Here is a 13,579-nt window from a genome sequence, read left to right as displayed (position 1 = left end):
GGGTGCAAATATACAACCCTTATTTTCTTCTTTCCAAACCTTTTGATATCTTTTTTTTAATTCTTTTTTTTACAAACGCTTAACACCTTAATATATCGACTATTGGGTAATGAAATTTGTTTGAAAACTCCACCACTTTGCAAAATAACTCAGATTAAAATATTATACATGACATATATTGTATGTCAATTTTTATCATCTTATCTTTGCCAACCTAATAATTAGGTACAATTATGATAGATATTACTTTGCCAGATGGCACAATTAAAACTTTTGAAGAAGGAACAACTCCAATGGATGTTGCAAAAAGCATTAGTGAAGGTTTTGCAAGAAACGTGATTTCGGCAAATTTCAATGGCGAAACTATTGAAACCTCTACTCCATTAACTACTAATGGTTCCTTAGTTCTATATACATGGTCTAATGATGAAGGCAAAAAGGCATTTTGGCACTCAACCTCACATGTCTTGGCGCAAGCTTTAGAAGAACTATACCCAGGTATTAAATTATCAATTGGACCTGCTATAGAAAACGGTTTTTATTATGATGTCGATTTTGGGGAACATTCTATTTCTGAAAAAGATTTTAAAACTATAGAGAATAAGATGTTAGAAATAGCCCGAGGGAAGCATGATTTTAAAATGCGAGCTGTTTCTAAAGATGAGGCCTTATCATTATATACATCTCAAAACAATGAATACAAAGTAGAACTCATTGAGAACTTAGAAGATGGGACAATCACTTTCTGTGATCATTCTACTTTCACAGATTTATGTCGTGGCGGTCATATTCCTAATACAGGAATAATCAAAGCCGTAAAAATCATGTCTGTCGCTGGAGCATATTGGAGAGGTGATGAAAACAACAAACAATTAACAAGAGTTTATGGTGTTTCATTTCCGAAGCAAAAAGAGCTAACCGAATATTTACACTTATTAGAAGAAGCAAAAAAACGCGACCATAGAAAACTTGGTAAAGAATTAGAATTATTTACATTTTCTCAAAAAGTTGGTCAGGGTCTTCCTTTATGGTTGCCAAAAGGCGCTGCTTTACGAGAGCGTTTAGAAAACTTTTTAAAAGCTGCTCAAAAAAAAGCAGGTTATGAAATGGTGGTTACACCACATATTGGACAAAAAGAATTGTATGTAACCTCTGGTCATTTTGCAAAATATGGTGAAGACAGTTTTCAACCTATAAATACGCCTGCTGAAGGTGAAGAGTTCTTGCTTAAACCAATGAATTGTCCGCATCATTGTGAAATCTACAATACGAGACCCTTTTCATATAAAGAACTTCCGAAGCGCTATGCCGAATTTGGTACTGTATACCGATATGAGCAAAGTGGTGAACTACACGGCCTAACACGAGTTAGAGGGTTTACTCAAGATGATGCCCACATCTTTTGCACTCCAGATCAATTAGATAAAGAGTTTAAAGAGGTTATAGATTTAGTACTATATGTGTTTGGTTCCTTAGGTTTTGAAAATTTCAAGGCGCAAGTTTCTCTTAGAGACCCAGAAAATCCGGAAAAATATATAGGTAGTGATGACAATTGGAAAAAAGCCGAAGACGCCATATTAAACGCAGCTATTGATAAAGGTTTAGATTATGTCGTCGAAACAGGAGAAGCTGCTTTTTATGGGCCGAAATTAGACTTCATGGTGAAGGATGCCTTAGGTAGAAACTGGCAATTGGGCACCATTCAAGTCGATTACAACCTCCCTGAACGTTTCGATCTTACCTATAAAGGAAGTGATAATGAATTGCATCGACCTGTAATGATCCATCGTGCACCATTCGGTAGTATGGAACGATTCATAGCAATTTTACTAGAACATACAGGTGGTAATTTCCCATTATGGCTGATGCCAGAACAAGTAATCGTACTCTCCTTAAGTGAGAAATATGAAAAATACGCGGAAAAAGTTTTAAATTTGCTAGAAAATCACGAAATTCGCGCCCTCGCTGATAATAGAAATGAGACGATTGGTAAGAAAATCCGTGAAGCGGAAATGAATAAAATACCGTTCATGATTATCATTGGTGAGAATGAAGAGCAAGAAAACAAGATTTCTGTTCGTCAACATGGTGGAGAAGATTTAGGCATGATTAGTGTAGATGAGTTTTCGAAAATTGTTGAAAATGAAATCAATAAAACATTAAAAACATTTAAATAAATAAGTTTAACTATAAAATATATAAAGTCATAGCAATACGTAGAAGACAAAACTCTAAGCGAGTTATAAAAGAAGATCAACACAAAATCAATTCGAAAATTAGAGCCGAAAAGGTAAGACTTGTTGGTGACAATGTAGAGGTTGGTATTTATTCAACTAAAGATGCATTAGCCATTGCAGATGAGCAAGGGTTAGATCTTGTTGAAATTTCACCAAAAGCTGATCCTCCAGTATGTAAAGTTATGGACTATAAAAAGTTTCTTTACGAACAAAAGAAGCGTGAAAAAGCTCTAAAGTCTAAAGCATCAAAGGTCGTTATCAAAGAAATTAGATTTGGTCCTCAAACCGATGATCATGATTACGAGTTTAAAAAGAAACACGCTGAGAAATTTTTAAAAGATGGAGCAAAACTGAAAGCTTTTGTGTTTTTCAAAGGACGTTCTATCATATTTAAAGAACAAGGTCAAATCTTATTATTAAGATTGGCTCAAGATTTAGAAGAACTTGGTAAAGTAGAACAAATGCCAAGATTAGAAGGTAAGCGTATGACTATGTTTATTGCGCCAAAAAAGCCTAAATAAACTATCAAACAGAAAATAAAAGCTCAATCCTGAAGTTCGGGACAGCCTAAAAATAATAAGCGAATCGTAAATAAAAAATAGGAAAATGCCTAAAATGAAAACTAATTCAAGTGCTAAGAAACGTTTTAAACTAACTGGCACTGGTAAGATTAAAAGAAAGCATGCTTTTAAGAGTCATATCTTGACAAAAAAATCTAAAAAGCGTAAGCTAGCTTTAACTCATGACACTTTGGTACACAAAGCAGATGAGGATAATATTAAAACATTATTACGCTTAAAGTAATAGCGTTTTAATCGGTTAAAACAAATTATAAACCCTGGAGTTAGGCAAAATAATTTAGCAAGTGTCGATTATCGACCGCCTACTACAAAAAAACAATTTAAGAAATGCCAAGATCAGTAAATTCAGTAGCGAAAAGAGCCAGAAGAAAAAAGGTTCTTAAGCAAGCAAAAGGTTACTTCGGAAGACGTAAAAACGTCTGGACAGTAGCAAAAAATGCGGTTGACAAAGCGATGCAATATTCGTATAGAGACCGTAGAAACAAAAAAAGAACATTCCGCTCACTTTGGATTATGCGTATAAACGCAGGAGCTAGACAACACGGAATGAGCTATTCAAAATTTATGGGAAAACTTAAAGCTAATAACATCGAATTGAACCGTAAAGTTCTTGCCGATTTAGCGATGAATAACCCAGAAGCTTTTGAAGCTATAGTAAACAAAGTAAAATAGGGCTTTCGCCTAAACAATAACAACAATTCGCTTATAAAACCGATTCAGAAATGAATCGGTTTTTTTATGCTTAACATTTTAATACATACCCTATTCCGTATAGAAAATTAACATGTATTTTCGTTTTTTATGGCTAACTTACAAGTCAATTAAAACCAATCCAATGAAACGCATACAACTCATCACAACCCTCATTCTTCTACTTAGTTTTAATACCTTCAGTCAAGATAAAGAAAAGTCTGAAACCTGGAACGTCTCTAATCCTGAAGGCGACTGGGACTTTAAAGAGCTCAAATTATCAACCAATGAAGGCACATGGATGAATTTAGATGTGAGTCCTGATGGCAAATCAATTGTTTTCGACTTGCTGGGTGATATTTATAAACTGGACATCAATGGTGGCAAAGCCAAAATTTTAAGAGAAGGCCTGGCTTTTGAAATCCAACCGCGTTTCAGTCCAGATGGTCAACATATTTCATTTACCAGTGATGCTGGTGGAGGCGATAATATCTGGATTATGAATACTGATGGTTCTGATGCTAAACAAATCACCAAAGAAAATTTCAGATTACTAAACAATGCTATCTGGACACCAGACAGCAATTATTTAATTGCCCGAAAGCACTTTACATCGGGTCGATCTCTTGGTGCTGGTGAACTATGGATGTACCACAAAACTGGAGGCAGTGGCATTCAGCTTACCAAAAAGAAAAACGACCAACAAGATCTTAATGAGCCTAGTCTGTCTCCTGATGGAAAATCGCTGTATTATAGTGAAGATGTATATCCTGGCGGATTTTTTCAATACAATAAAGATCCTAACAGCCAAATTTATGCGATTAATCGTTACGATATGGAAACAGGGAAAATTACAAGAATTACTGGTGGTCCAGGTGGTGCTGCCAGACCACAAGTATCCAGAGATGGCAAAAAACTGGCCTTTGTCAAGCGTGTTCGTACAAAATCGGTATTATACATTCATGATTTAGAAACTGGCGAAGAATGGCCAATCTACGATCAACTTAATAAAGACCAGCAAGAAGCTTGGGCGATTTTTGGCGTATATACAAATTTTAACTGGATGCCTAATGACGAAGCTATTGTAATTTGGTCTGGAGGAAAAATCAAAAAAATCAACATCAATTCGCTTCAGGTTACTGAGATTCCTTTTCAAGTGGATGCCACTATTAAGATTGCTAAAGCTATTGAAGTAGACACACCTGTGGCTCCTGATACATTTGACGCCAAAGTGATTAGACATGCTACAACTTCTCCAGACGGAACGTCCATTGTTTTTAATGCTTTAGGCTATTTACATATTCAAAAATTACCTAACGGAAAAGCGAAACGTTTGACCACTGGAACCGATTTTGAATTTGAGCCTGCATTTTCTCCTGATGGAAAAACAATTACCTATGTGACTTGGAATGATGAACAGCTAGGAGCCATTTACTCAGTACCTATAGCTGGAGGAACACCAACAAAACTCTCTTCAGAAAAAGGAATTTATAGAAACCCAGCGTATTCTCATAATGGTAAACAAATTGTCTATCGCAAAGAAGGTGGAAATAACGAACAAGGCCGAACGTTCTCAAAAAAAACAGGATTATATCTTATGAATTCTGATGGTTCTAACCCTAAACTGATTACTAAGGAAGGAGATTTCCCAATGTTTAACACCGATGACACTAGAATTATTTATCAAAATGGCGGACAGTTTTTTGGAGCCTTAACAAAAGAACTTAAAAGTGTAGACCTTCATGGTTTTGACGAACGCACCTTGGTAAAATCTAAACATGGAAATATTCTGGTACCAAGCCCTGACGGAAACTGGATCGCATTTGTACATTTACACAAAGTCTACATGGCACCAATGCCTCGTGCCGGACAAACATTAGACTTGACCGATAGCAGTAAATTTGTGCCAGTTACAAAACTTTCAAAAGACGCAGGCATTAATCTGCATTGGTCAAAAGACAGTAAGTTGTTGCATTGGACTCTAGGGAATCAATATTTTACAGCTGAAGTTTCCGAAGACACGAAGCTGGTTGAAAACAGTACTAAAATCAATTTAGAAGTCAAAACAGATAAACCTTCAGGACGAATTGCCCTAAAAGGTGCTCGTATTATTACGATGGAAGGTGATGAAGTCATCGAAAACGGAACAATCGTAATACATAATAATCGTATTGAAGCAATCGGAAGTGCTTCTGAAATTAACATTCCGTCTGATGCCAAAGTGTATGACGTTACTGGGAAAACGATTATGCCTGGAATGGTAGATGCCCATGCGCATATTGGTGGGTTCCGCTACGGATTAACCACTCAAAAACACTGGCAATTTTACGCCAATTTAGCTTTTGGTGTCACAACAGCACATGATCCTTCAGCACATTCTGAAACGGTTTTTGCGCTTTCAGAATTACAAAAAAACGGAACACTTGTTGGTCCACGCCTCTACTCTACAGGCTTTATTTTATATGGCGCTGATGGTGATTTTAAAGCTGTTATTAATAATCTGGAAGATGCACGTTCTTCAATAAGACGTACTAAAGCCTTTGGTGCTTTATCGGTTAAAAGTTATAACCAGCCCAGACGTGAACAACGCCAGCAAGTTTTACAAGCGGCTCGTGAAGAAGGTATTTTTGTAGTACCAGAAGGCGGATCGACATTTTATCACAATATTACGATGGTCATGGATGGCCATACAGGCGTTGAACATAATATTCCTGTTGCTCCAGTCTATAAAGATGTACTTGAACTCTGGGGAAATAGCAATGTAGGTTATACACCGACACTTATTGTTAACTATGGCGGCATGAATGGCGAAATGTTCTGGTATCAAAACACCAATGTTTGGGAAAATGAAAAACTGCTTAAATATACACCAAGAGGTATCATTGATTCCCGTTCGAGGCATCGTATTATGATTCCGGATGAGGAATACGAAAACGGTCACATCTTAGTTTCAAAAACTTGTAAAGCCCTTAGTGATGCTGGTGTTAAAGTGAATCTTGGTGCTCACGGACAACTTCAAGGTCTTGGTGCGCATTGGGAATTATGGATGCTACAGCAAGGTGGCATGTCTAATCATGAAGCACTTAAAGCAGCTACTATTAATGGCGCAGATTATATAGGTGCCGCAAATGATATTGGTTCTCTTAAAAAAGGAAAACTTGCTGATTTAATCGTTATGGATAAAAATCCTTTAGAAGATATCAAACATTCAGAAAGTATTATTTACACCATGATTAATGGTCGTATGTATGATACTGAAACGATGAATGAAATTGGTAATTATCCAAAAGAACGCACTCAGTTCTATTGGGAAAACTCAAAATACAACGAGGCATTTCCGTGGCATGAAGACTCACAAAGCTTTACCCGAAGTGGTTGTGGCTGTCATGTAGGCTCTCATTAAAACAAAAAACCGATTCGTAATTGAATCGGTTTTTTTTAATGTTCGTTAATTGCTACAATTTTAAGCGTGTCTTGTTTTCCTTTGAGGAGAATATCACCAATAACTTTGGATTTGTATTTAGATTTCAGCTTAATTCTACTTACTAATTCTTCGGAAATTAATAAGGATTCGTCATATTTATTACACTCATCTTGAATTCTGGCTGTCGTATTAATGACGTCACCATGGAATGCTAATTCTTTTTTAACCGTACCTACTTGAGCTACGATTAATTGTCCGCCATGCACACCAGCCTTGAAAAAAGGTTTTAAATTATAGGTTTTCATATAATACTTTGAACGTCTCTCTAGTAACTTTTTAAAAGCAAAGTACAATTCTATACAATTGTTATGTTTGAGACCCTTTTTAAGTTTCCAAGTAATCACCGCTTCATCTCCAACATACTGATAGATTTCACCATCGTAGCGTGATACGATTTTATTGAGGTCAAAAAAACAATCCTGTAATAATTTACTGTATTTATTATGCCCGATTTCTTCAGCAATAGTGGTAGATGATTTTAAATCTACAAACATAAAAATACGGTCTTCTTCAGTTGGGTTTCTATACTTTCCGATTAACATATTTATCAAAATTCCTTTCCCAAACTTTTCGTAAACCAGCCTTAGAAATAAAAAGATAAAAGAAGCCAAGAAGAAATAGGACGTGGCTAGCCAAAACAATGCGCTTGTTTTCCACCAGCCTCTTTCATTAGGCAAATCAATGTCCATTTCGAGTTCAATAAGTGTAATAATGAACGTTAGTGAAAATATGAGTATCACTAAATAGATGCATGTTTTTAAGACCATCGACAGTCCTAAATAGATGTTTTTGGTAATGAATTTATCAAATACAGATTCTATGATGGCATAAAAAATTCCTACAAGCACACCTAGAATGACGCCAAAATGAATCCATTCGGTTATAGGGACTTCATTTTTAGGATTGACAAACATGGTGCCTTGTTCTTCTCCATGAGCTACAAATCGTATCAAAATGAATATAGAAAAGGCAAAAATCCAATAGATAATTGCAAAAACTAATTGCTTTAAAAACCGCTTGAGGTTATACATGTAGAGAACGTCTAACTATTAAGTTGTTTTTGCTATTTCGTCAACGGCATGCTTAAATTCATCCCAATCAATAAGTTCGTCACCATCTTTATCATAACCTTCAATAAGTTTGGACGATACAATACCTCTTAAAAATCCACTTATTTCAGCCTGTTTTAATAAATCTTTTATTTCACTTTTCGTTAATTTTCCGTCTCCATCTTTATCAAAAAAAGCAAAAGCTTCTTCTGGTGAGTTAAAATGATTGGTTATCAAAATTTGGATTTTGTTGAGTATTTTCTTTTTGGATGCCATAGCTAATAAAATTTGGAATATTAAAAATACAAAACTTTAGAGAAAATCAAGTGTTTAGGTTTTCTGCTTCTTCTTTTTAGCGGCAGGAAATAACACATTATTGAGTATTAACCTATAACCAGGCGATGTTGGATGCAAATCGAGTTCTGTTTTGGGATCGCCTACTTTATGCGTATAGTCTTCAGGATCATGTCCGCCATAAAATGTAAAAAAGCCTTTACCTTTAATTCCGTGAATATATTTGGCTTCACCATTGGTTTTATTTTCCCCCATGATGAGGACATTTGACTTGATTTCTTCACGTGTGAACGACGTTGTTTGTCCCATAAATCCTTTTACTAAAGCCGTATGGTTTTGACACAACATTGACGGAATTGGGTCCCACTTTGCCGAAAACTCCATCAATGAAAAATAGTCTGTTGTCATTGGAATACGACGTTTTCTAGTCATATCAATGGATGAAAATTCATAAACATTTGGACTTCGTTCAAGTATAAAATCTTTGAATGCGAAGGTTTTATTATAATCAATTTTATTCTGGTAACCCGGATCACTTCCATCGCCATCAAACATAGGCTCGCAAATATCGATGCCATCAGCAGACAAGGCAATATCAAAACTATCGGTTGCGCTACACATCGCAAACATAAATCCGCCACCAATCACATAGTCGCGAATCTTTTTGGCTACGGCTAATTTTTCTTCAGAAACTTTAGCATATCCTAATTTGGTTGCCAAATCTTCGGCTTCTTTCTTCTCTTGAATATACCAGGATGCAGAACGGTAGGCACGATAGAATTTCCCATATTGACCAGTAAAATCCTCATGATGCAAATGCAACCAATCGTACAACAGTAATGCATCATTTAAAACATCTTCGTCATAGACCGTTTCATAAGGAATTTCGGCATAAGTTAACACCATCGTTACGGCATCATCCCAGGGCTGCAATCCTTTTGGTGTATACACTGCAATTTTTGGTGCTTTCTCCAAAACAACGGCTTCCATATTTTGTGACGGACTCGCTATCATCTCCAGAATTTCTTCAGCTTTAGCATTAGAAATCACCTCAAAGCTTACGCCTCTAATTTGACATTCGCGTTGGATTTCTTCAGAATCGGGTAATAAAAAGGAACCGCCTTTGTAGTTTAATAACCATTTTACTTTTAATTGCTTTTCTAAGGTCCAATAGGTAACACCATAGGCTTTTAGGTGATTGTTTTGCCCTTCAGCATCCATAGGAATTAAAATATAGGACGCATAAGATTGCAAAGAAACAAGAAATAGAATTAGGATTATAATGGTCTTTTTCATTTGGGAATCATTCTTTTTTATCATTGAAATATACTCAAAAATTATTCCTTAAAGCGAACCTTTAATATAGTTTTAGGTATTTTTTAGCTGAAATATACCAAAGTAAAAAGAAAATCCTATTTATTTTTAAGTGGCGGAATGGTACGTTCTGGTCCAGACAATAGCGTGGCTATGGTTTTAGTCTCTTGAAATTGTTCTAGAATAATTTTAATGAATACGGTAATAGGAATTGCCATAATCAACCCTGGAATCCCCCAAATAAATCCCCAAAGCATCAACATAATAAGCACTGTTATCACATTAATTGAAAAAGATTTACCCATAAAAATAGGTTCTAAAATAGCACCAAATAATACCTGTACACCTGTAATTGATAGGATAAAAAAGAAAAGTGTACTTGTTGGATCTAGCTCTACAAAGGCAAAAATAGACAGTAGAATTACCGAAATAAATGAGCCAACCATTTGCACAAAATTAATTAAGAACGCAAATAAGCCCCAGAAAATAGGAAAACTCACATCAAAAAACACGCAGGCTAAACCTGTGAAAATTCCTGTTAGTAAACTCACTAAAAATTTAACTTTGATAAAGGTGATTAAGTCTTTTTCAATTTTCATAAATGCTTTTATAGAGGTATGCTTTCGTTTTAAAATGGTATTATTCAACACCTTATGCATGTTAATCGATTCGGATAACCATAGAATCGTAAAAAAGGTAATCATCAATATATTCGTCAGAAATTTTCTCACAAAATCAAAGGTAGACCCTATGGTTTCTTTCTGAAAAAATTGTGATAAAAAGTTACCTTCCGGGTTGTATTCCATACCGACTTTATCCTGCATATACAGCATAAGCTCGTTAATTTTCACTTCTGCCTTACCAAAAAAGCCAGAGTCATTTGATAAAATCTGTTTGCTTGAAAGCTGAACCAATTCGACACCTATAAAAACACCAATCACAATTAAGGTTATCACAATAATGATACTAATCAATCTTGGCACATTTCGTCTGCCTAACCAACGCATAAGCGGTAAAAACAGTAAAGCAATAAACATTGAAGAAATCAACGGAATGAAAATAAATGATAATATTTTAAGTAAATAAAATACTAACGGAACCACTATAAATAGCAGTAGGATATTGGTAGTACGTCTTTGTTCTAACATGAGGCAAATTTTCGTTTGTTAACGGGCAAAAAGCAAATTTAGGATAAAATGTTGTTATAATATCCCAAAAAATCTTAAAAAGGCACATCATTGTCATCATCCTCTGGTGCATCAAAGGCATCAGAAGGTGACGGGAAGTGGTCTGGTTTTAAGGTGTCATCATTTGCTGCAGCATTCATTTTGGAATGAAATTCGCCAAAAGGTGTATCAAAATCATCGAGGTTATCAAACTTACCTAGATGTCCGATAAACTTTAATCTAATATTATCTAATCCACCATTTCTATGCTTAGCAACTATAAATTCACCTTGCCCTTCGGTTGGCGAACGCTCGTCATCATCCCATTCGTCAATTTTGTAGTATTCTGGTCTGTAGATAAAACTTACAATATCGGCATCTTGCTCAATCGCTCCAGATTCACGTAAATCTGATAGCAACGGACGCTTACTACCACCACGAGTTTCAACAGCACGTGACAATTGTGATAAGGCGATAACAGGCACTTCCAATTCTTTAGCCAAGGCTTTAAGGTTACGAGAAATCATAGAGATTTCCTGTTCACGGTTTCCACCTTTTTGACTGCCTCCAGCGGTCATTAACTGCAGGTAATCAATCATGATCATTTTAATACCATATTGAGAAGCCAAACGACGCGCTTTTGCTCTTAAGTCGAATATAGATAAGGATGGTGTATCGTCAATAAACAAAGGCGCTTTCTCTAAGGTTTTCACCTTAACATTTAATTGTTCCCATTCGTGTTTTTCTAACTTTCCAGTTCTTAATTTTTCTGAAGACAAACCAGTTTCCGAAGAAATCAAACGCGTAATCAATTGTACCGATGACATCTCTAATGAGAAAAATGCAACTGGAATATTAGAATTTACTGCAATATTTCTAGCCATCGTCAAGGTTAAAGCTGTTTTACCCATACCTGGACGTGCAGCAACAATAATTAAATCACTTGGTTGCCATCCTGAGGTTAATTTATCTAACTTGGTAAATCCGGTAGGAATTCCACTTAAGCCTTCTTTGTTTGAAATTTCTTCAATTTTCTTTTTCGCCTGAATCACCAAACTCTGAGCCGTTTCTGTAGATTTCTTAACGTTACCTTGGGTTACTTCATAAAGTTTAGCTTCGGCATTATCTAATAAATCGAAAACGTCTTTGGTTTCGTCGTAAGCTTCTTCAATAATTTCGTTAGAAATCTTGATCAAACTACGTTGAATATATTTCTGAAGAATAATACGAGCGTGAAATTCGATATGGGCTGAAGAAGAGACGCGTTGGGTTAATGAAATGAGATAAAAATCACCACCAACCAAGTCTAATTTTGAATCTTTCTTAAGTTGACTAGAAACGGTTAATAAATCGACAGGTTCACTGTTTTCAAATAATTTGAAAATAGCTTCAAAGATGTGTTTATGCGCTTCTTTATAAAAAGCATCAGCACTTAAAATATCAATAACTTCATCGACACCTTTTTTGTCAATCATCATCGCACCAAGCACAACTTCTTCTAAATCAATAGCTTGCGGAGGTATTTTACCTTTTTCTAAACTAATAATTGTGCTTTTATCGACTTGATAACCTTTTATTGGGTTGGGTTGTTTCATAACTGCGAATGTAAAACAATTGTGACCTAAAACTGAATTTACAAAATTTTCAATCTTAACAGGTCATCAACAATTTAACTGTTAATAACTTGATTATATTGTTAATAGCGACAAAAAAAACCGAAACTCAACGTTTCAGTTTTTTCAATCCTTTATTCTATAAGGTTTAGCCTTTAAAAACTCCCATTCCCAAGTATTTTTCCATACGCTGGTTTACCAAATCTTTTGGTGATAAGTTTTTAAGGTCCTCAAAATTCTTTTCGATTGCATCTTTTACAGCTTTAAATGTAGCTGTTCTATCGGCATGCGCACCTCCAAGCGGTTCTTTAATAATCGCGTCTACAACTTTTAACTTTTTAGCATCGCTAGCGGTAAGCTTTAATGCTTCGGCTGCTTGTTCTTTTTGGTCCCAGCTTCTCCATAAAATAGAAGAACAGTTTTCGGGAGATATCACAGAATACCAAGCATTTTCTAACATTAATACGCGATCTCCTACACCAATACCTAAAGCACCTCCTGAAGCTCCTTCACCAATAACAATGGCAATAATAGGCACTTTAAGTCGGGCCATTTCCATGATATTTCTCGCAATTGCTTCTCCTTGTCCGCGCTCTTCTGCCTCCAAACCTGGATAAGCACCTGGTGTATCAATTAAGGTGACTACAGGAATTCCGAATTTCTCAGCAGATTTCATTAAACGTAGCGCTTTGCGATATCCTTCTGGGTTTGACATTCCAAAATTTCTGTACTGACGTGTTTTGGTATTGAATCCTTTTTGCTGACCAATAAACATGTACGTTTGGTCACCAATCTTACCTAAACCACCAATCATCGCTTTATCGTCTTTAACGTTTCTGTCACCATGTAATTCTAAAAACGAATTACCACACAAAGCCTTAATATGATCTAAAGTATAAGGGCGATCAGGATGTCTTGACAGTTGAACACGTTGCCATGCTGTTAGGTTTTTGTAAATTTCTTTTTTAGTCTCTAACAACTTCTTTTCAATTTTTTTACAAGTCTGAGTCACATCGACATCACTCTCCTCGCCTATTAATTGACATTTTTCAAGTTGATCTTGGAGTTCTTTTATGGGTAGTTCAAAATCTAAATATTCCATTGAAATTTTGATTTAGTTTTTAATTAGTCATTAGTTAGTTGGTGCAAAT

The 13,579-nt window shown here is 35.6% G+C and carries 11 protein-coding genes; 5 read left to right on the top strand and 6 right to left on the bottom strand.

All coding sequences use genetic code 11. The features are described from left to right. Positions 1 to 233 precede the first annotated feature (233 nt). The 5 genes from thrS (at position 234) to N4270_RS16040 (ending at position 6,911) form a co-directional block, all read left to right on the top strand. Positions 234 to 2,177, top strand: a complete 1,944-nt coding sequence (gene thrS, locus N4270_RS16060; RefSeq protein WP_260098367.1) for a threonine--tRNA ligase — start codon at positions 234 to 236, stop codon at positions 2,175 to 2,177. Positions 2,178 to 2,242: 65 nt separating this feature from the next. Next, on the top strand, positions 2,243 to 2,758 hold the full coding sequence (gene infC / locus N4270_RS16055; RefSeq protein ID WP_260098372.1) for a translation initiation factor IF-3: 516 nt from the start codon (positions 2,243 to 2,245) through the stop codon (positions 2,756 to 2,758). 85 nt (positions 2,759 to 2,843) lie between these two features. Beyond that, the gene (gene rpmI, locus N4270_RS16050) at positions 2,844 to 3,041 is read left to right on the top strand and encodes a 50S ribosomal protein L35 (protein WP_260098366.1); all 198 of its coding nucleotides are present in this window, start codon (positions 2,844 to 2,846) and stop codon (positions 3,039 to 3,041) included. A 104-nt stretch (positions 3,042 to 3,145) separates the two neighbouring features. Next, on the top strand, positions 3,146 to 3,490 hold the full coding sequence (gene rplT, locus N4270_RS16045) for a 50S ribosomal protein L20 (RefSeq protein ID WP_204347045.1): 345 nt from the start codon (positions 3,146 to 3,148) through the stop codon (positions 3,488 to 3,490). 163 nt (positions 3,491 to 3,653) lie between these two features. Next, on the top strand, positions 3,654 to 6,911 hold the full coding sequence (locus N4270_RS16040; RefSeq protein WP_260098365.1) for an amidohydrolase family protein: 3,258 nt from the start codon (positions 3,654 to 3,656) through the stop codon (positions 6,909 to 6,911). 35 nt (positions 6,912 to 6,946) lie between these two features. Here the strand turns inward: N4270_RS16040 and N4270_RS16035 are convergent, their stop codons facing one another. From N4270_RS16035 to N4270_RS16010, 6 genes are all read right to left on the bottom strand, one after another. Then, positions 6,947 to 8,023, bottom strand: coding sequence for an adenylate/guanylate cyclase domain-containing protein (locus tag N4270_RS16035; RefSeq protein WP_260098364.1), 1,077 nt, complete (start codon positions 8,021 to 8,023; stop codon positions 6,947 to 6,949). Between the two features lie 18 nt (positions 8,024 to 8,041). After that, positions 8,042 to 8,317: an EF-hand domain-containing protein gene (locus N4270_RS16030; protein ID WP_260098363.1), complete on the bottom strand. Its 276-nt coding sequence runs from the start codon at positions 8,315 to 8,317 to the stop codon at positions 8,042 to 8,044. A 54-nt stretch (positions 8,318 to 8,371) separates the two neighbouring features. Next, positions 8,372 to 9,631: an asparagine synthetase B gene (locus tag N4270_RS16025; protein ID WP_260098362.1), complete on the bottom strand. Its 1,260-nt coding sequence runs from the start codon at positions 9,629 to 9,631 to the stop codon at positions 8,372 to 8,374. Positions 9,632 to 9,747: 116 nt separating this feature from the next. Beyond that, the gene (locus tag N4270_RS16020) at positions 9,748 to 10,797 is read right to left on the bottom strand and encodes an AI-2E family transporter (protein ID WP_260098361.1); all 1,050 of its coding nucleotides are present in this window, start codon (positions 10,795 to 10,797) and stop codon (positions 9,748 to 9,750) included. A 74-nt stretch (positions 10,798 to 10,871) separates the two neighbouring features. After that, positions 10,872 to 12,410 (bottom strand): replicative DNA helicase, encoded by a 1,539-nt coding sequence (dnaB, locus tag N4270_RS16015; protein WP_260098360.1) that lies wholly within the window; start codon positions 12,408 to 12,410, stop codon positions 10,872 to 10,874. Positions 12,411 to 12,576: 166 nt separating this feature from the next. Beyond that, positions 12,577 to 13,530 (bottom strand): acetyl-CoA carboxylase carboxyltransferase subunit alpha, encoded by a 954-nt coding sequence (locus N4270_RS16010; RefSeq protein WP_260098359.1) that lies wholly within the window; start codon positions 13,528 to 13,530, stop codon positions 12,577 to 12,579. Positions 13,531 to 13,579: the final 49 nt, after the last annotated feature.

Origin of the sequence: Psychroserpens sp. SPM9, from assembly GCF_025153525.1 — a bacterium.
Lineage (GTDB): Bacteria > Bacteroidota > Bacteroidia > Flavobacteriales > Flavobacteriaceae > Psychroserpens.
Note: the sequence above shows the minus strand (reverse complement) of the source record. Positions and strands in the feature narration are given on the sequence as shown.